The organism is Thauera aminoaromatica, assembly GCF_000021765.1.
Classification (GTDB): Bacteria; Pseudomonadota; Gammaproteobacteria; order Burkholderiales; family Rhodocyclaceae; genus Thauera; species Thauera aminoaromatica.
In genome coordinates, this window is sequence record NC_011662.2 from 4,423,908 (window position 1) to 4,442,364 (window position 18,457).

The 18,457-nt window shown below is 62.7% G+C and carries 15 protein-coding genes; 7 read left to right on the top strand and 8 right to left on the bottom strand.

All coding sequences use genetic code 11. From position 1 onward, the window contains the following. The first annotated feature begins 32 nt into the window (after positions 1-32). The 3 genes from hemW (at position 33) to TMZ1T_RS19515 (ending at position 2,017) form a co-directional block, all read left to right on the top strand. The gene (gene hemW, locus TMZ1T_RS19505) at positions 33-1,256 is read left to right on the top strand and encodes a radical SAM family heme chaperone HemW (RefSeq protein WP_004301102.1); all 1,224 of its coding nucleotides are present in this window, start codon (positions 33-35) and stop codon (positions 1,254-1,256) included. 87 nt (positions 1,257-1,343) lie between these two features. Further along, positions 1,344-1,595, top strand: a complete 252-nt coding sequence (locus TMZ1T_RS19510; RefSeq protein WP_231570724.1) for a FitA-like ribbon-helix-helix domain-containing protein — start codon at positions 1,344-1,346, stop codon at positions 1,593-1,595. After that, positions 1,592-2,017 (top strand): type II toxin-antitoxin system VapC family toxin, encoded by a 426-nt coding sequence (locus tag TMZ1T_RS19515; protein ID WP_004301098.1) that lies wholly within the window; start codon positions 1,592-1,594, stop codon positions 2,015-2,017. The genes TMZ1T_RS19510 and TMZ1T_RS19515 overlap by 4 nt, the downstream gene beginning before the upstream one ends. Positions 2,018-2,131: 114 nt before the next feature. On the opposite strand, the gene TMZ1T_RS19520 is transcribed toward TMZ1T_RS19515, so the two are convergent. The 4 genes from TMZ1T_RS19520 to TMZ1T_RS20780 all read right to left on the bottom strand — a co-directional run bounded on the left by TMZ1T_RS19520 (position 2,132) and on the right by TMZ1T_RS20780 (position 6,758). Continuing rightward, positions 2,132-2,581, bottom strand: coding sequence for a DUF2703 domain-containing protein (locus TMZ1T_RS19520; RefSeq protein ID WP_245537140.1), 450 nt, complete (start codon positions 2,579-2,581; stop codon positions 2,132-2,134). Between the two features lie 130 nt (positions 2,582-2,711). Then, complete coding sequence (locus tag TMZ1T_RS19525; RefSeq protein WP_315968368.1) at positions 2,712-4,376, bottom strand: MFS transporter; 1,665 nt, start codon at positions 4,374-4,376, stop codon at positions 2,712-2,714. Positions 4,377-4,429: 53 nt separating this feature from the next. After that, a complete protein-coding gene (locus TMZ1T_RS19530) occupies positions 4,430-5,644 on the bottom strand; it encodes an FAD-dependent monooxygenase (RefSeq protein ID WP_004301092.1) in 1,215 nt (404 codons plus the stop codon). 856 nt (positions 5,645-6,500) lie between these two features. After that, complete coding sequence (locus TMZ1T_RS20780) at positions 6,501-6,758, bottom strand: hypothetical protein (protein ID WP_012586294.1); 258 nt, start codon at positions 6,756-6,758, stop codon at positions 6,501-6,503. A gap of 225 nt (positions 6,759-6,983) precedes the next feature. On the opposite strand from TMZ1T_RS20780, the gene TMZ1T_RS19535 reads away from it, so the two are divergent. Then, on the top strand, positions 6,984-8,642 hold the full coding sequence (locus tag TMZ1T_RS19535) for a (2,3-dihydroxybenzoyl)adenylate synthase (protein ID WP_012586295.1): 1,659 nt from the start codon (positions 6,984-6,986) through the stop codon (positions 8,640-8,642). A 236-nt stretch (positions 8,643-8,878) separates the two neighbouring features. Next, the gene (locus TMZ1T_RS19540; protein ID WP_144312190.1) at positions 8,879-9,997 is read left to right on the top strand and encodes an ABC transporter substrate-binding protein; all 1,119 of its coding nucleotides are present in this window, start codon (positions 8,879-8,881) and stop codon (positions 9,995-9,997) included. A 1,102-nt stretch (positions 9,998-11,099) separates the two neighbouring features. Here the strand turns inward: TMZ1T_RS19540 and TMZ1T_RS19545 are convergent. The 4 genes from TMZ1T_RS19545 to TMZ1T_RS19560 all read right to left on the bottom strand — a co-directional run bounded on the left by TMZ1T_RS19545 (position 11,100) and on the right by TMZ1T_RS19560 (position 14,996). Then, positions 11,100-11,312: a hypothetical protein gene (locus tag TMZ1T_RS19545; RefSeq protein ID WP_004359146.1), complete on the bottom strand. Its 213-nt coding sequence runs from the start codon at positions 11,310-11,312 to the stop codon at positions 11,100-11,102. Continuing rightward, positions 11,309-11,914, bottom strand: a complete 606-nt coding sequence (locus TMZ1T_RS19550) for an ATP-binding protein (RefSeq protein WP_315968373.1) — start codon at positions 11,912-11,914, stop codon at positions 11,309-11,311. Before TMZ1T_RS19550 ends, TMZ1T_RS19545 begins: the two co-directional genes overlap by 4 nt. Before the next feature lie 140 nt (positions 11,915-12,054). Further along, positions 12,055-13,545 carry an IS21 family transposase gene (gene istA / locus TMZ1T_RS19555; protein ID WP_012585351.1) on the bottom strand — a complete coding sequence of 497 codons (1,491 nt, stop codon included), beginning with the start codon at positions 13,543-13,545 and terminating at the stop codon, positions 12,055-12,057. Positions 13,546-14,348: 803 nt separating this feature from the next. Then, a complete protein-coding gene (locus tag TMZ1T_RS19560; protein ID WP_041589930.1) occupies positions 14,349-14,996 on the bottom strand; it encodes a LysR family transcriptional regulator in 648 nt (215 codons plus the stop codon). Between the two features lie 221 nt (positions 14,997-15,217). Here TMZ1T_RS19560 and had point away from each other — a divergent pair, with 221 nt between their 5' ends. Together had and TMZ1T_RS19570 are read left to right on the top strand one after the other, a co-directional pair. Then, positions 15,218-16,285 carry a 6-hydroxycyclohex-1-ene-1-carbonyl-CoA dehydrogenase gene (gene had, locus TMZ1T_RS19565; RefSeq protein ID WP_004301084.1) on the top strand — a complete coding sequence of 356 codons (1,068 nt, stop codon included), beginning with the start codon at positions 15,218-15,220 and terminating at the stop codon, positions 16,283-16,285. 10 nt (positions 16,286-16,295) lie between these two features. Further along, positions 16,296-18,263, top strand: coding sequence for an NAD(P)/FAD-dependent oxidoreductase (locus TMZ1T_RS19570; RefSeq protein ID WP_004301082.1), 1,968 nt, complete (start codon positions 16,296-16,298; stop codon positions 18,261-18,263). Positions 18,264-18,457 lie beyond the last annotated feature (194 nt).

An 18,457-nucleotide genomic window follows, 5' to 3' on the forward strand; every position in this document is an offset into this window, starting at 1 on the left:
TGCAGCGCAGCCGCAACGGAACGGATTCCGCCGTGACCACCCGCCGCATCATCCCGCTGACGCCGGCCACCGGGGCCGCGCGCGCCCTGCCCCTGCCCGAACGCCCGCAGCTCGAGGCCCCGCCGCCGCTCTCCCTGTACGTGCATTTCCCGTGGTGCGTGAAGAAGTGCCCCTACTGCGACTTCAACTCCCACGCCCCACGCGAGGGCGGCATCCCCGAGCAGGCCTGGCTAGGCGCGGTGCTCGCCGACCTGCAGCACGCCCTGCCCCAGGTCTGGGGCCGGCGGGTGCATAGCGTCTTCATCGGCGGCGGCACGCCCAGCCTGATGTCCGCGACCACGCTCGACGGCCTGCTCACCGGCATCCGCATGCTGCTGCCGCTCGACCCGCTCGCCGAGATCACGCTCGAGGCCAACCCGGGCACGGTCGAGGCCGGACGCTTCCGCGACTACCGCGCCGCCGGCGTCAATCGCCTGTCGCTCGGCATCCAGAGCTTCGACGACGCCATGCTGGCGAAGATCGGCCGCATCCACGGCGGCGAGGAGGCGCGGCGCGCGATCGAGGCCGCGCGCACCCACTTCGAGCGCGTCAACCTCGATCTCATGTATGCCCTGCCCGGCCAGACCCTCGACATGGCGCTCGCCGACCTGGAGACCGCGATCGGCTTCGGCGTGCAGCACCTGTCGTGCTACCACCTCACCCTCGAACCCAACACCCCCTTCGCCCACGACCCGCCGCCGCTGCCCGACGACGACACCGCCGCCGACATGCAGGAGGCCATCGAGGCCCGCCTCGCCGCCGCCGGCTTCACGCACTACGAGACCTCCGCCTTCGCCCGCCCGCACGAGCAGAGCCGGCACAACCTCAACTACTGGACCTTCGGCGACTATCTCGGCCTCGGCCCGGGCGCGCACGGCAAGCTCTCCAGCCACGAGGGCATCCGCCGCGAGATGCGCCACAAGCACCCGGGGCGTTACCTCGAAGGCGCGGCGCGCAGCGACTTCATCCAGGAAGCGCGCGAGGTGTCGGTGGCCGAGTTGCCCTTCGAGTTCATGATGAACGCGCTGCGGCTCACCGAGGGCGTTCCGGCGAAGCTGTTCGCGGCGCGCACGGGGGTGCCGATCGAGGCCATCACCGACGAACTGGCGCGGGCGCGCGAACGCGGGCTGCTGGACACTGCGGACGGAAAACTGCGGCCGACGCTGCAGGGTCGGCGGTTTCTGAACGAGTTGCTGCAGGGGTTTCTAAAGGACTGAACGAACCCCGCCATGCCGAGCGCACTGGATTGACAGGGCTGCACGCACTGCTGACACTGCATTCATTGCATGCAAACGGAGTCCGACGTGGCCGCACTGACGATTCGTAATGTCGACGATGCCACCAAAGCGGCGCTGCGCATCCGTGCAGCCCAGCATGGGGTGTCGATGGAAGAAGAGGCACGGCGCATCCTGCGCGAGGCCCTCTCGCGCACCAGCACACCCTCGCCACTCGGGCAGCGCTTGCTCGAGCGCTTCGCCGGCGTGGCCGGCGCGGAATTCGAGCTACCGCATCGCCAGCGGCCACGCACGCCACCCGACTGGGATGCAGGGGCATGATCCTGCTCGACACCAATGTCCTCTCCGAGTTCATGCGCCCACAGCCATCGGGTCAAGTCGTTGCCTGGCTCGACCAGCAATCCGCCCACGAGCTGCATACCAGCGCCATCAGCCGTGCCGAGATCGAGCTGGGTCTGGCCCTGATGCCACCCGGCAAGCGGCAGGCCGGGCTGAGCATGGCAGCACAGGCCATGTTCGAGGAGGACTTCGCTGGCCGTTGCCTTCCGTTCGACGAAGTCTCTGCCAGCCACTACGCACGGATCGTGTCTGGCCGCACCCGGCGCGGCCAGCCAATCAGTGTCGAGGATGCCCAGATCGCCGCGATCGCGTTGACGCACGCGATGGCGCTTGCCACCCGCAACACCCTGGATTTTGCCGAGATCGAGGGCTTGGCCGTGATCGACCCCTGGCGAGCGGATTGAGACCGGTGGCCCCGCGGACAGAGGACGAAGAGACGTTGCTGCCACGGGAGACTGATGAGGGCAAAGAGAAACCTGCCGAGCGGGTCGGGTCGCCGCATTTCGGGCGTCCGCTGATCAAGCGCCGGGACGGCACCCTGGCTGCTGGACACAGCAGCCGGACCCTTCGTCGCCGCCAGCGCCGAGGGATGCGGCCGCGGCCAGCAGTGCAGCCTTCAGGATCAGTTGTTCGGGAATCGCCTCGAAGGTCTCGCTGCCGATCTCCAGCGTCCGGCACTCCGCCCCGCCACAGACCGAGCAGCAGGTGCTCTTGCCGACGCTCGCGTCGAGCCAGTCCTCGATCGAGCGCCCGGCGATCCAGATCCGGTTCGATTCCGAAGGCATGCCCTTGAAGGCGTCGAGCGCGATCTCCCGCGTCTCCAGGACGGGCATGATGCCCAGCGGCCGCAGCACGTCCCGCAGCGTGGGCATGACCTGGACGATGGCATCGTGCGCGCTGCCGCAGCGCTCGCAGGTGTCGCCTTCCGGCGTGACGAGTCGCTGCCAGAGGATTTTCAGGGTCTTCATGTCGATCGGCATACTTAAAAAGCGGGCTCCGGAGCGCGTCTCGACGATCAGACCTTTTGCGATGAAGGGTTGACTGGGGAATATGCTGGCAGGAAGGGCAATAACCGACCACAACAGGTAAAGATCGCCCTCAAGCCTTCCTGAGCGCTTCCGCGTTATCCGGAAGAATAGCTGAGACGTCTTCGTGGTGCTCGTATGCGGACACCTTATTATCGACCAGTGCGATGGCCAGTGCCGCAAACAGGGCAGGTAGCGCGATCGCCACGAAGTTCAGTTCCAGGGGCAGGGCCATGCCGACGAGGACGCCAAGCAGGATCGGCGCGAGGATGGCACCGGTGCGCCCGATGCCGAGCGCCCAACCCAAGCCGGTGGAGCGGATCGCGAGCGGATAGAACTGTGCCGTGAAGGCATTGGTCACGATTTGCGTGCCGATGGTGCTAGCCCCGGCCAGGCCGACGACGATGAACAGCAACAGCGCAGGCATCGGCTGGCCGAGCAGGCTGATCGAGGCTGCGGCGAGCAGATACATGCCGATCAGCACCCGCTTGATCCTGAACCGGTCGGCAAGCCAGCCTCCACCCAGGGCGCCGACGATCGCGCCGAAATTGAGTACCAAGACGAAGCTCATCGCCGACCCCAGGCTGTAGCCAGCCGTGGCCATCAGCTTGGTGAGCCAGGTACTCAGGGCGTAGATCATGAACAGGCACATGAAGAAGGCCAGCCAAAGCATCACGGTGCTGAAGCCACGGCCCTCGGAGAACAGATGATGGACGGGCGCCTTGTCCGAGCGATCCTCGGCCGGGAGCGCGAAGCGGTCGGTCGCGAGCGGTCGATAGCTCGGATCGATGCGAGCGACGATCGCCTTCAGTTCCTCGAAGCGACCGACGCGCAGCAGGAAGGGCATGGACTCCGGCAGCGAGCGCAGGATGAAGGGGATGAGGACGACCGGCGCCAGCGCCGCGTAGAAGACCGACTGCCAGCCGTAACTGGCGATCATGGCCTTGCCCAGCAGGGCCGCCAGCATGCCGCCCACCGCGTAGCCGCTGAACATCAGCGCCACGAGCGTGGCCCGCATGCGGCGCGGGGCGTATTCGCTCATCTCTGCAACCACGTTCGGCATGACCCCACCGATGCCGAGTCCGGCGATGAAGCGCAGCACTCCGAATGTGACGGGATCGGTGGTCAGCCCCGCGGCGGCGGTAAAGACACTGAACAGCACGATGCAGATCGCGATCACCCGGCGCCGGCCGATGCGGTCGGCAAGCGTGCCCAGGAAGATGGCGCCGAACATCATGCCGAACAACGCCGAGCTCGCCATGAATCCGGCCTGGGTGGCGCTGACGCCCATCTCCTGCATGATTGCCGGCATCGCAATGCCTGCGACGGCAAGGTCGTAGCCGTCAAAAATGATGATCAGGGCGCACCATGCCAGGATGACGCCATGAAAACCATTGAACTTCGCCTCGTCGGCGATCTTGTGAACATCTAACTGACGCATTTTATCGATCTCTCGTGAGCCATTCGTCTGTCGGGCCGGACGCGGCGGTGCGACGCCTCGGAGGACGACGCCCGTGGCCGCGAATGCCGGCAAGTCTTGCTGCCCGGAGAGGCTCGCTGCCGTTGCACGCGCCTCGAATGAGTGTGCGGCCCGCAATTCGCGGCGCCGCAGCGAGCGGCTGGCGACGGACCCGCGCGCCGACAGCGCAGCAGCGGTCGAGAGCTCGGTTGCGCAAGCAACCAGCCTGTCTCCTCTCTCTTCTTCTTGTTGGTTTGAAGCGCGCGCCTGGCGCGGCAAGGGCCGCGTTCGCGCGCCGACCCGAGGGTGAGCGCGCGAACACAGCACTTCGCTTACAGCCAGGTGCCGCCTTGCCGCTCGCTCGGAATCTGGGTGGCCGGATCGAAGTCATGGATCCAGCCGAGGTGATTCATCATCTCCTCGCGATCCGCGAAGCGGGCATTGCGCAGGTCGGCGGCGGGGCCGTCGGGCAGGTGCAGGACATCGGCGGTCGAGATCGAGGCGAACTGCACCTTGCGGGTACGGCCGCGGCGCAGGTGCTCGTAATCCTCCAGCGCCTGCTCGAAGCGTGCCGGGCCCTTTTCGGCGAGTTGCGCCGCCAGCACCACCGAGTCCTCGATGGACTGGTTGGCGCCCTGGCCATGGTGCGGCACCAGTGCATGCGCGGCATCGCCGAGCAGGGTCACCCGGCCGCGCGTCCAGCGCCCCAGCGGCGGCCGGTGGAACAAGGCCCAGCGCTGGCTGGTGGGTACGGCGCTGATCATCTGTACTACCGCCGGGTGCCAGTCGGCGAAGCGCTGCAGCTGTTCGCCCTGCTCGGCGCCGGTCACCCACTCGCGCACCGGCCACGGCGAGGGGCTGCGCTCGACCAGCAGGAAGTTCTGGTCGCCGTTGCCGATCGGGTAATGCAGCAGATGGGCGCCCGGGCCGATCCAGAACTGGATGGCCTCGGGATCGGGCAACAGGTCGAGCATCGCCGGCGGGACAATGCCGCGAAAGCCCGAGCACCCGGAATACAGCGCATCGTCATACCCGAGCATCCAGCGGCGCACGACGGAACGCGCGCCGTCGCCGCCAATTACCAGGTCAGCACGCACGGAGCTGCCGTCCTCGAACTCGAGCACGACCTCGTTGCCGTCATCCTTGAGGTTGCTGACGCGCTTGCCAAGGTGAATGTGCTCTATGCCGACGGCGCGCGACAGGATGGCTTGCAGGTCGGCGCGGTGAATGCCCCAGTAGCGGGCGCCGAACTGGCCCTCGTAGTCCGGCTCACCACTGTGGCGGCCGATGACACGGCCGTCGCGTCCATCGCGGTAGATCAGGGTCGAGATGGAGTAGCAGACCTCGTCGAACTGGCTCCGCAAGCCGATCCGGTCATAAAAGCGTGTCGCATTAGCCGACAGCGCCACGGCCGCACCGACCTCCCTCAACTCCGGCGTCTGCTCATAGAGTTCAACTTCGATGCCATGCTGGCGCAGGGCAAGGGCGAGGGTCAGGCCACCGATACCTGCACCGACGACGGCAATCTTCCAGTCACTCGTTGTCATTCCAGTTCTCCTTCCAGTCGTGGGTCACCGTGCGCAACGGGCATCCGAAATTCAGCGCCCGTTGCGCACAGCAGTTCGTCATCGCAAGAATTGAGTCGAACTCGACACTTTCACCGCCAGGGTCAATGAGCCCTCAGGCGGCCTTGGTCTCGAGATTCCTGCGTAAAACCAACAAACACAGCTTAGGGAGGTGATTACCAGGACTCAATGGACTATTTGAGATACTTGGTATGACTGAAAGTAATAATACGGCCCGAGACGCGACGATTTCGCCTGCTGGCTAGCGGCCGGTGCACATGGCGAACAGCCCGCGCCGCCAGCGCGGACTGATCATCCCGCCGATGGCCGAGCGGAGTGCTCACGTGATGCTGTCGATTTCGGGAGGCTCGCACTGGTCGGCGATCAGGTTGCGCAACCACTAGTTGCGCCCGATCGCGATGAAAGCAGGCATGTCAGAACTCGTTGATCGACAGCCGCGGTCGCCAGACTGGATGCTTCGAATATGCGAGGTTCAAGGGATGGACCTTGGGGTGAACAAGCACTTCAGGGACGGTCGCGACAAGATTGGTGCGCTGCAGCAAGTGCTCCAGGCTCGTATGACTGAGCACCCTGAGCATCACCTTCCACCTCCAGCCCCGCTCTTCGATGATCTTATCGATACGCGCGTGCTCCCCCCTCGGTGCTGACGACGGCGTGCTCCGCCTGGAGGCTGTCCTCGAGCGACATCGCCCACCCGGCCAGTCGGCGACCCAAGGCGAAACCTAATTAGAAATGATGTTCAGCCAAGGTCACGGGCGGCTGCCACAGGCATCTGCTGTGCATATATATGCTCTTGCTGGAAGGTGTGCCATGGCCATCAACCGTGTGCAATTTCAGCGTGAACTGTCCCAGATGCCCCGCGCCGATGCCGTGCTTCCTGCTCGATCTGGATCAGAAGGAACCCGCCAAGGGCAAGCTTGGCGCGACTGCGACTGCCGTCGGCCAATAGGCGCTTGCGCCACCGGTTGCGTGCTTGCGGCGACAGCCCATCACGCTCGGAGTACGTCTTTGTGGTGATGCCCTCGGCTTCGATCGCCGACAGGTGCGACAACCAGCACCTGCTGCGCTCCGACATGCTCGCGCGCCCTGAAAAACGAAAGCCGAAGCATGGGGGCTCCCCTGTGGCTACGTGAGGATGGGGTTGGGGTAGCGCTTGCCAAGTTCCTCAGAAATTACGCGAGATATTGATGCGCGCAATACGCACAATGCAGCCAACGCGTTGAAGTAGCTCCCATAGCCTCTTACCGTGCGCACTAGTCGAAGCCCATCGGTTTCGCCGCCACTGAAGGAGACAAAAAATATGCTTTCGGGACATGTGCCTCTACCGCAGGATTTTGCAGAGCTTTATCGCAAGAAAGGCTACTGGGAAAACATCGGCGTCACGGAGATGGTCAAGCGCACGGTCGAGCGGCATTCAAATAAAGTGGCCCTAGTGGCGGGGATAAATCGCATTACCTACCAATTCTTGTATCAGGCCATTGAGCGTCTGGCCTGTAGATTTACTGAAGCAGGTTTGCGCCCGCTTGATCGGGTTATCCTCCAGTTACCCAATACGCCTGAACTCATCTATGCATATCTTGCACTCACGCGCATCGGCGCGATTCCCGTCATGGCGTTGCGGGCACATCGCGAAACCGAAATCAGGCATTTCATAAATGCTTCCGGGGCAGTGGCGTATGTGATCCCCGATCAGGTCAATCATTTCGACTATCGCGTGATGGCCGATACATTACGCGAAGAGTGCTCTAGCCTTCGGTACATCTTCGTCGCTGGCACCCCGAGAGATGGGCAAGCCTCACTCAGTGAAATGATCAATGAGGAACGAACCGCGCCTCAAATCGCGGCTGCACTGGGTTCAATCAGGGTCGATCCGACCGACGTCGCGACTATGCTCCTGTCGGGCGGCACCACCTCAATCTCCAAGTTGATCCCACGCACGCATAACGACTACGTGCTAAATGCCCGCCTCTGCGGAGAAGCCGCAAGCCTCGACGAACAGACTGTTTTCATGGCAATCCTGCCATTGGGCCATAACTACAATCTAGCCTGCCCTGGCTTTCTTGGTACGTTCTATTACGGCGGCACGGTGGTGCTTGCTCCCTCCGGTGACGCCAATGAAGTGTTCTCCTTGGTCGAAAGGGAAAAGGTCACGGTCATCGCGGCGGCGGTTCCGCTAATTACAACTTGGCTGAACTCGAATACATACGAACGCTATGACCTGTCCTCGCTCCGAATCATTCAGAATGGCGGCGCACGACTTGCGCCAGAACTGCGTAAGCGAATCTTGCAACAACTTGGCTGTTTCCCACAGGAGATCTACGGTACTGCTGAGGGGTTGATCAACATGACGCGCCTTGGAGACGCGGAGCGGGCGGTTATCGAAAGCTCAGGCTCTCCGGTGTGCGAGGACGACGAGATCAAGGTCGTTGACGAATTCGGAGACGAAGTTCCTGACGGCGAAGCCGGTGAACTTGCCACTCGTGGTCCCTACACGATCCGCGGCTACTTCAATGCACCGGAAATAAACAGCGCCGCTTTTACAAAGGATGGCTTTTACCTGATGGGCGATATCGTTCGCAAAGAGGGCCGTTTTGTTTTTGCCGAAGGCCGGAAAAAGGATTTTATCAACCGCGGCGGCGAAAAAATAAGTTGCGAGGAAGTCGAGAATTTGATTCTGCAGCACCCAAAGGTATTTCAGGTTTCGCTGGTGGCCATGCCGGACGACACTTTCGGTGAGAAGGCTTGCGCATTCGTTCGCCCGCGAGCCGATGAGACCCTTGGATTCGAGGAGCTTATCCATTTTCTTCGATCAAAAAAAATTGCAAGCTTCAAGCTTCCCGAGCGCCTCGAGATTATTGAAGCTTTTCCTGTAAGCCCCGTGGGTAAAATTCTAAAGCGACAGTTGCGCGAGATTATCGCCGCAAGAATTACAACAGAAAAAATCGCCGCCAAGAATTAAAGCATCCAGTGTCGCCGCAGAAAAGCCAAGGAGATTGAATTCAAGAAGGCCGATTGTCACGATGAGATTATTTTAATGAGCCTGAAGAAGTTCGGCGAATTTTTTCAGGTGAAGTTTGCAAGCACTCACGCCTTTTGCTTAACAGCCGCTCGCACGCACAAGAGGAGACAAAAAAGAACAATCGCAAACGGGTACGTCTTTCTGCCACAGCACTGGGTCTTGGCTTGACGGCGCTAATGTCCTTGAGCAGCGCTAACGCTGAAGACAAAGTCAAAGTTGGCTTGATGCTTCCGTATACGGGCACTTATGCCGCACTCGGCACCGCAATCACCAACGGTTTTAGACAGTATGTGAACGAACATGGTGGTAAGCTCGCTGGACGCGAGGTAACGTATTTCGTGGTCGATGACGAGTCCGATCCAGCCAAAGCAACCGAAAATGCTAATCGTCTTGTCAAGCGGGACGAAGTCGATGTCTTGGTAGGAACAGTCCATTCCGGTGTTGCACTAGCGATGGCAAAGGTAGCCCGCGACAACAAGACCTTGACCATCATCCCGAATGCGGGCGCCGACGAACTCACTGGCCAGCTGTGCGCCCCGAACGTTTTCCGAACTTCGTTTTCAAATTGGCAGCCGGCGTTTGCCATGGGCAAAGTCATGGCTGCAAGAGGGCACAAAAAGGTGGTCACCCTGACCTGGAAATACGCGGCTGGCGAGCAATATGTGCGGGGCTTCAAGGAAGCTTTCGAAAAGGAAGGTGGCCAAGTGATTAGCGAGTTGTACCTGCCTTTCCCCGGCGTGGAGTTTCAGCCCTTCCTGACGCAGATCAGCAGCCTCGGCGCAGACGCGGTGTACGTTTTTTTTGCCGGCAGCGGAGCTGCCAAGTTTGTTAAGGACTATGAAGCCGCAGGACTCAAGGCAAATCTTCCGCTTTACGGAACGGGCTTCCTGACTGACGGGACGCTGGAGGCAATGGGTGGCGCGGGTGAAGGACTACTGACCACGCTGCACTACGCTGACGGCCTCGAAAATCCGGTAGACAAGGCGTTCCGAGCCGGGTACGTCTCAGCCCACAAGGTGCAGCCTGACGTCTACGCCGTGCAGGGATATGATGCAGCCCAGTTGTTGGCGGCGGGTCTGGCGGGCTCTCCTTCAGGCAAGTTTGACAAAGAGGCCGTTATGAAGGCGATGAGCGCGGCGAAGATTGAAAGTCCACGCGGCAGCTTTAATTTGTCGGCAGCCAACAACCCGGTGCAGGATATTTACCTACGCAGGGCCGAAGGTAAACAGAACACGATCGTGGAGATTGCGGTTCCCAAGCTTGCCGACCCTGCGCGCGGTTGCCGCATGAATTGATTTCGCCAAGAAGAGCTTCCGCGCGCCACGGCACTGCTCGTGGCGCGGGGGCCCCGGGGGGCTTCGAACAAACTGCAAGGACAGGCGGGCGCCTCGAATAACCTGCGGTTATCAGTGAATCCCACGGTGATGACGGTCGCCGAACCTGGTTCAGCCTCTTCACGAAGTTTCTGCATTTCACCGCGAGATGCTGTCACCGACCGGCACATTGGGGCCTCGCTTTCGCCTTGAATCGCTTCGCATGACGAAGATTCAGCCCATGTTGGGCGCCGGAAGGCTGCGATCCCGATATTCTGGAAGCAGGTCAACTGCCACAGCTTGTAGCAGGGCCCCATCAGTGTCTTCGTGGAGCTCGCCAGCACCTGCCCGATGATGCGAATCAGCTTGCCGTCTGTTTGGGGAATGTCTGCCAACAGATGCGCGACCTGCACTTCATCGGCCGCCACCGCCGCAAAGGCGGATTGGAACTCGATCTGGGAAACGGGCTAAACACGAGTCGCCTTCTTGCGGGGTGGTCGCCCGCGAGCAAGACGGCCTTGATGGCGCCACCCGTTTCATCCGGCCAAGCCGTAGCCTGGCGAAGGATAATGTATTCTGCCTATGACAGGCTAAAGGGCTCTTCAAGGTAGCTGGGCTTGTATCAACAAGCTAGTCATATTTATACCCCCGGAAGGCCGATTAGCTCCTAGCCAAGACTCAATTGCCAAATGTTTCGCAAATCAAGGTGCGTAGCCACTGGCTCCCTGCGTCACGATGGTATTTGGCGTGCCAGAAGAGGTTAATCTGGATATCCGGAAGGTCCAACGGATGGGGTACGAAGCGCAGCGGGAAGGATGACGCCAAACGCATTGCAATTCTCTCGGGGACAGTGGCAACGAGATCGGTTTCTTCAAGGATGTAAGGTAGCGCGACGAAGTGGGGTACTCGTAGTCGTACGTTGCGCCGAACGGCGGAGCGTTCGATGAGCTCATTGTTGCCGGCTCCCTGATTCCGCACAAATCTGGCGTCGTTAAACGGCGTCGTCGAGTGGGCGCCGGCGGCGCCGTAAACGGCACGAGGGCCGCGCGCGTCGGCCCTCGTTGTGCTGGGGGGCGGGGCTCGATCAGAACGACGGATCGTCGAACGGCAGCTCGGCCTGCGTGAGGCGGTCCTGGCGGTAGTGCTCGAACAGGGCGAGCTCGTAGTGCGCCCAGATGCGCTCGCGCAGATCGTCGAGCAGCTCGATCACGGCCCGGGCCTGCTCGGGCGTCCAGTCGGCGTCGATGAGCAGGTCCAGACCGCGCAGCAGCCCGGACGGCGGGTGGTCGGTCTTCATGCGGGACTCCGTGCGGATTTGCGTTTGCGGGCGTTGGTGGCGGCGCGCTCCTGGGCTTCCTTGTGGCGCCAGGACGGGCCCTTGAGGGCGATGATCTCGGCGTGATGGACCAGGCGGTCGATGAGCGCGACCACGCAGGCGGCGTTGGGGAACACCTCGGACCATTCGGCAAAGGACTTGTTGGTGGTGATGAGGGTGCTCTTTTTCTCGTGGCGACGGCTGATGAGCTCGAAGAGCAGATCGGCGTGGCGGTTCGAGTAGGAGAGGTAGCCGACCTCGTCGATCACCAGAAGCGTGGGGCTGGCGTAGTGGCGCAGGCGGCGGCGCAGCGCCGAGTCGGAGTCGAGCGCGGCGAGCTCGCCCAGGAGTTGGCCGGCGGTGGTGAAGAGCACGGTGTGCCCGCGCAGCACCGCCTGGTGGGCGATGTTCTGCGCGATGGTGGTCTTGCCGAGCCCGGAGGGGCCGACCAGCAAGGCGTTGGTGGCGGTCTCGAGGAAGCCGAGCGTCATCAGCTCTGCGATGGCGGCCTGGTCGCACTGCTCGGGCCAGCGCCAGTCGAAGTCGGCCAGCGGCTTGAAGCGGCCGATGTGCGCGCAGCGCAGCCCGGCGCTCGAGTGAGCGTCGGGCGCGCTCGGTCTCCTCCCACTCGATGAGCGGGGCGATCCACGGGGCCTGGGCGCACTCGGCCCAGTGGCTCACCACGCCGTGCAGTTGCAGCGCGCGGGCGCGCGCGAGCAGCGGTTCAGGCGTCGTCATGGTCGTCCTCCAGCAGGCGGTCGTAGCCGGCCAAGGGGTGGGCGCGCACGGTGACGTCGCGCGTCTTCAGATGCGCGGGTAGCGGCACGCCCAGCGGCGGGGGCGCCTCGCGCCGGCGCTCGAGCGCCAGGCGTACCGCGTTGGGATGCGGCACGCCGCGCGCGAGTGCTTCGTCGACGGCGACGGCCAGTTCGCCCGCCCCGTAGCGATCGAGCAGGTCGGTGAGCGCACGCGTGGTGCGCCCGAGCGGCTCACCGCGCTCGGCGGCCTGGGCGAGCAGCGCCTGGCAGGCCGGCACGGCCGCCGTCAGGCGGTCGGTGGCGCGGTGGGCGCGGGCCGCGTGCTTGTGCGCGACGAGCGCCTCGAGGTGCGCGGCACACTCGATCTGCTGGCGGCGGTCGTAGCTGCGCGCGTGGGTGGCGATGACGTCCTCGCCGTCGAGGATGCGCACCCGCAGCGGGTCGGCGCACACGGTGAGGGGGCGCTGCACATGGGTGTGGGGGATCGAGTAGTCGTTCAGATCGAAGCGCACGTACGGAGTCTTGCCCGCCGACACCGCGCGCAGCTCATCGGTCGGGAACGGCGCCTCGGGCAGCGCGAGCAAGCGCTCGCGCTCGGCCGCGAAGGCCTCGGTCACCGTCATCGAGGCGTCCTCGGGGCAGCGCCGCGCGCCGGCGGCGCCCTCGCACCAGGCCTGGGCCTGCGCGTTGAGGTCGTCCAGATCGGCGAAGGCGCATCCGGCGAAGAAGGCCTCGCGCACGTAGCGGATCGCGCGCTCGACGCGCCCCTTCTCGTTGCCACGCGCCACCGCCACCGGGCGCGGCTCGAAGCGGTAGTGGCCGGCGAGCGCGAGCAGGGTCGGGTGGAAGCGGATCGCGTTGCCGCAACGCTCGAGCACCGCGCTCTTCAGATTGTCGTAGAGGGCGATGCGCGGCACCGCGCCCCAGCACTCGAAGGCGCCGACATGGCCGCGCAGGAAGTTCTCCATGCGCGCATCGAGGAAGAAGCGCAGATAGATCTGGCGCGACCACGACAGCACCATGACGAAGGCCATCAGCGGACGGCGTGCGCGCCCGATCGTCAGGTGCCCGAAGTGCCCCCAGTCGACCTGGGCCTGCTCGCCGGGCAGGGTGCGTAGCCGCAGGTAGGCCTCGGCGCTCGGGCGCGGGCGGTGGCGGGCGATGAGGTGGCGGAAGTGATCGGGGCGCCCGGGGTAACCGCGTGCGCGCACCATGTCGTAGAGCCGCGCGGCCGTAAGGCGCGGAAACTGCGCGAGCGTCTCGTGGAGGAAGGGCAGATAGGGGTCGATCGCCGAGGCGCGCTGCACGGGGCCGTGCCGGGGCAGGCCGGCCTGGGCGAGCACGCGCGCGACGGTGTCGCGGTGCAGCCCGAGCTGCACGGCGATGGTGCCGATGCGCCAGCGCTCGGCGTGGTAGTAGCGCAGGATCTGCGCTTCGTGTTCAGGGGACAGGGCCATGGCGGGGCGGACTCCGTTCGGATCGCGGACAGGGGCGCCGAACCGGGGAGTGCAGGAAGTCCTGACGCACGAACGGGGACAGCACACGGTGGCACAGGTGGCACTGCCCGCTCGCGGACGGTACGGACTCGGGCACGGTCGGCGCGGTCCTTACTTCAACAGGCGGGGCCGGCGGCGGGGAACCCTGATGCGTCACTTCCTGGCGTCGCGCGCGGTAGCGGCGCTGGCGTTGCGCGTGCGCCAGGCGCCCCGCAAAGCTCGCCTGGTAGCGCGTGCCGGCTGCCCGCAGCGAGGCCGCGCGGGCACGCTGGGCGCAGCCGGCGGCGCAATAGCGCTGCCCCCGATCACAGTGGCTGCAGATCAGCACTGCCGCGCGGCACGCGGCACAGAGATAGCGTCGTCCGGTCGACTCCATGGGGCCTTGAGGCCCGTGGGAGACTCGACGCCAGCGCCCACTTCGTGAAAGACTACGGGCGCAACGACCGCGCAGCCTTGCGCGGGTGCGGGGCGCGACACTGGGGATGACTTGGCGGTTTGAGCCGGTGTCGCGCCTGCGTTGCCACAGGCCGAGCCCGATTGTGCGCGCATCGGCCACTCGGGTGCCAAACGCCCTCCCTCCCGATTGCACGAACACCCCGCCCGCCATCGGCGCGCCGGGGTCAGGGGCGTTTCCAGTCGCCCTACGGGCGCCTTCCAACGCCCCTGACCCCATCAAGCAAACAGCCGCTATCCGCTCACCAGATCAAGGTCATGCTGTGCCGTGCCGGCGGTGGACGCCGGATTTGTGCGGGAATCGACCGCCGTTAACACTCATCGGTTTTCCCGTGTCCCGTACCGGATGAAACCACCACCACATGTTCGGCAGCAGCGAATTCATCGACGCCGAAAGGAACACCGTCGAAAGGGTGGCCGACGCGGAACAGACATGCGTACCCCTGCCGGAAAAGCCTGCGTTGGTAAAAATCATTCTTCAAGTCGGGCAGAAGACCGATCGCCAAGTCCACCAGACCATCCTCCATTTCCACCTTCAGATTCACCCTGCTGTTCCGAACGGTGCTGATTGTTACCCCGGGAGCCAGCTTGCTGATGATCCGCATCAGGGAAGGAACAAAGTAAATTTCACCGACGTCCGTCATGCCGATCACGAACCGGCGGGAGCTCGTGAGCGGGTCGAAGGCGGAACGCTGATTTACGGTCTGCCGGATCAGAGCCAAGGCCTCTTCGATGGGCTCAGCTAGCTCTTCTGCATAAGGCGTTGGTTGCATCCCCCTTCCCGTGCGGTAGAACAGTTCGTCACCCAGAAGTCGACGTAAGCGGTTGAGGGCACTACTGACTCCGGGCTGCGAGAGATCAAGCGCCTCAGCGGCAGTAGTGACGCGTCGATCCCGGAACAGCTGGAGAAATATCACCAACAGGTTCAGGTCGAGGTCCTTCAGTTCAAGTTCCTGCATTATTGTCTCCAGCAATACATACTATCTTTGATAGCCCGTTTTGTAATTTTTATAGAGGTGTAATGATGCGCTACAGAGGCCGTCAGGTCCACCCCTGTTGAGAGAAAAATCCAACAATAACAATACGTTGCGCAATATTTTGGAGCAGGCGTCTGCCGCGAGTAGCATGCGGAAGGCCCCTGAAATAGTCGTATTCACCGGTTCGTATGAGGAGATTTCCGATGCTGCCCAAGCACATCGATACATGGCAAATGACTACCCCTGGCGTTCTGGAGCGCACTCGGATCCCGATGCCTGAGCTCAGCCCGGGGGATGCAGTCGTGGAGATTGCGGGTTGCGGCGTCTGTCACACCGACCTGTCTTACTTCTACATGGGTGTCCCCACCATCCAGCAGCCTCCGCTGTCGCTCGGGCATGAAATCAGCGGTGTCGTGATTGCCGGCGACGAGGCGGTGATCGGCAAGGAAGTCATCGTCCCTGCCGTCATTCCATGCGGTGAATGCGAACTCTGCCGGAGTGGGCGGGGGAATCGCTGCTTGTCACAACGCATGCCGGGATATTCGATGGGCATTTATGGTGGGTTCTCGAGTCATATCGTCGTTCCAGCGAACGTCCTTTGTGTTGTGCCTGATCGCGGGGGGGTTCCGCTCGAACATCTGGCGGTCGTCGCTGATGCTGTAACTACGCCCTACCAGGCTGGACTTCGCGCGCGACTGCAACCGGGCGATCGGGCGATCGTGATCGGCGCGGCAGGAGGAGTGGGCTCGTTCATGACCCAGGTGGCAAAAGGCATGGGCTGCGCGGCAGTTGTGGGGATCGACATCAACGAAGAGAAGCTTCAGATGATGAGGGATTATGGTGCGGATCTCACCATAAATCCCAAGGGGCGCTCCCCGAAGGACTTGAAGAAGCTGATCACTGAATATTGTGTCGAACGCGGGCTTCCTTCGGGTTATGGATGGAAAATATTCGAAGTGACGGGAACGAAAGCGGGGCAAGAGCTTGCCTTGGCGCTCCTCTCCTACACCGGAACCTTGGTGGTGGTTGGCTACGGTACCGATCAGACCACCTACATGTTGTCGCGACTGATGGCCTTCGATGCGGAAATCATTGGCACATGGGGCTGTACTCCGGAAAAGTATCCGGAAGTGCTTGGCATGTGTCTCGACGGACGAATTGCACTCGCTCCATTCGTCGAGGAGCGGCCAATGAGCCAGATCGCTCAGGTATTCGAACTGGCGCATCACGGCGAACTGAAGAAGCGTGTAGTCCTGACCCCCGATTTCTAGGAGAGCACACATGCGTTCCGGAGAACAAAAACTTCCCCATCTGTTCCAGCCCGGACAATTCGGGCGCTTCAAGATCAAGAACCGCATCAAGTATGGTGCATGCTGCGTATCGAACTACAACACGCGAGATGGTTTCATCACCGAGCGTGAGTTGGCGCGCGTCAAGGTAATCGCCGATACAGGCTGCGGCATCATCACCAATCAAGGTGCCTATCCCGACCCCCTGGGCGAAGGTAAGGCTTATTTCCGCCAAGTCGCGATCTACGACGATAAGTTCTTACCCCAGTTCGAGAAGATCGCCGCCATGATCAAGGATCAGGGTGCGATGGCCATTCAACAGATCCTGCACGCAGGCCGCTATGGCGGCATCGATCTCGGCTACTGCGTCCAGCCATCCGACGTGCCGCAGACGCTTCCTCACTTCAGGCCGCCGAAGATCATGACGACGGAGGAGATCCGAGACTGTGTGCGCCAGCACGCTGACGCTGCGAAGCGCTGTATCCGCGCCGGATTTGACGGTACCGAGATCACCAGTTTCATGGGATACCTACTCGCCAACTTCAACTCTCGCTTCACTAACCAGCGAACGGACGAATATGGCGGCTCGATTCAGAATCGAGGCCGCTTCATGCGGGAGTTGATCGACGGCATCAAGCAGGCGACTCCCGACAATCCGCTGATCGTGCGCCTCAACGGTGCCGAGTTGATGGATAAATGGGGTGGAAATACTGAAGACGAATGCTTCGAGTTGATGCAGCAGGCCGTGGACTGTGGCGTCGACATGATCAGCGTCACGGTAGGCTGGCAGGAAGCGCCCGAGTCATCCATCGGTCGCGACATCCCTCCCGGCTACTGGAACTATCTGTCCGAGCGGGCAAAGAAGACGTTCCCAAATACCTTGATCACATTCGGCAACCGCCTTCCCGATCCTCGCATGGCGAACGACTGCATTCGTGACGGCGTTTTCGACTTTTGGGAAGTCTGTCGGCCCCTGCTGGCCGACCCGGAGTTGATCCACAAGGCCGCCGAGGATCGCTTGGACGAGGTTCGCCGCTGTGTCGGTTCGCTCAACTGCCTGTCGCGTCTGTTCCGCGACTTGCCCTACACCTGCACGATGAATCCGGCTCTTGGGCACGAAGTGGAGCCCGAATATCACGTCACGCCCACCACTGTGAAGAAGAAGATCATGGTGATCGGCTCGGGGCCGGCGGGCATGGAGTGCGCGATCACGGCAGCCAAGCGGGGGCACGAAGTCACCGTGTTCGAGAAGACTGGGCGCATCGGCGGCAACCTCTATGCGTATGCCGCCAACGATCTCGCTCGCCCGGACGATCTTCATTCGATCATCCGGCATTACGAAGCGGTCGCGAAGCGGGTCGGGGTTGAGATTCGGCTCAACACCGAGGTCCACGCAAAGTTCATGCGCAGCGTCCTGCATCAGTACGACGTTTGCGTCGTCGCGGCTGGCGCAACTATCGACCACGACAGCCATTGCACGGTCGAGGGGCACGAGTTGATGATCGATGCGCTCGATGTCGCGCACGGGCGGGTAAAGACCGGTAGCAGGGTGGTGATTGTCGGCGGAGGCAAGATAGGTCTTACCGTAGGCGAATCCCTCCGCAAGAACGGGGCAGAGGTCACCGTGGTCGAGCGCGAAAAACGTATCGCCGGCGATATCAAACCGTCGTTCAAGTGGCGTCACGCTTCCTGGGTCGACGAGTTGGGTATCCGTTGCCTCACGAGCAGCCGCCCGACGCGGATTACGACCGATGGAGTGACCGTCCTCAATGACAAGGGCGAAGAAAGCTTTGTCCCTGCCGATACCGTGCTACTCGCCGCATCGCGCAAGCCGGCCCATGATCTACTCCATGAGTTCGAGTGGATGGTCGATGAACTCCACGGTATCGGCGATGCAGTAGTCCCCCGCGGCCTTGAGCAGGCGATCCAGGAAGGATTCCGGTTGGGTGTACGGATATGAATAGCGCCGCGCTTCCCGATCCGCAGGCTTGGCGGGCTGCCGCAGCGGCTCGACCAGAGCTGTTCCAGGCCCTGGATGAGGGGGCCCGGATCGGCCTTATCGCGCGCTCGGCACCGGCGCAGATGCTCGTGTGGGAGGCTGCTGCAGGCGGCCCTGGGGCTTGCCTAGCCACGTTTCCCGGGTACGCCAATGCA

Bases quoted from the DNA above. Each gene is read 5' to 3' on its own strand.
- TMZ1T_RS20780 (WP_012586294.1), bottom strand. From the start codon at position 6,758: ATGTCGGAGCGCAGCAGGTGCTGGTTGTCGCACCTGTCGGCGATCGAA.
- had (WP_004301084.1), top strand. From the start codon at position 15,218: ATGCTGCCCAAGCACATCGATACATGGCAAATGACTACCCCTGGCGTT.
- TMZ1T_RS19545 (WP_004359146.1), bottom strand. From the start codon at position 11,312: ATGAAGACCGACCACCCGCCGTCCGGGCTGCTGCGCGGTCTGGACCTG.
- TMZ1T_RS19570 (WP_004301082.1), top strand. From the start codon at position 16,296: ATGCGTTCCGGAGAACAAAAACTTCCCCATCTGTTCCAGCCCGGACAA.
- TMZ1T_RS19515 (WP_004301098.1), top strand. From the start codon at position 1,592: ATGATCCTGCTCGACACCAATGTCCTCTCCGAGTTCATGCGCCCACAG.
- TMZ1T_RS19540 (WP_144312190.1), top strand. From the start codon at position 8,879: ATGTCCTTGAGCAGCGCTAACGCTGAAGACAAAGTCAAAGTTGGCTTG.
- TMZ1T_RS19520 (WP_245537140.1), bottom strand. From the start codon at position 2,581: ATGAAGACCCTGAAAATCCTCTGGCAGCGACTCGTCACGCCGGAAGGC.
- TMZ1T_RS19530 (WP_004301092.1), bottom strand. From the start codon at position 5,644: ATGACAACGAGTGACTGGAAGATTGCCGTCGTCGGTGCAGGTATCGGT.
- istA (WP_012585351.1), bottom strand. From the start codon at position 13,545: ATGGCCCTGTCCCCTGAACACGAAGCGCAGATCCTGCGCTACTACCAC.
- TMZ1T_RS19535 (WP_012586295.1), top strand. From the start codon at position 6,984: ATGCTTTCGGGACATGTGCCTCTACCGCAGGATTTTGCAGAGCTTTAT.
- TMZ1T_RS19560 (WP_041589930.1), bottom strand. From the start codon at position 14,996: ATGCAGGAACTTGAACTGAAGGACCTCGACCTGAACCTGTTGGTGATA.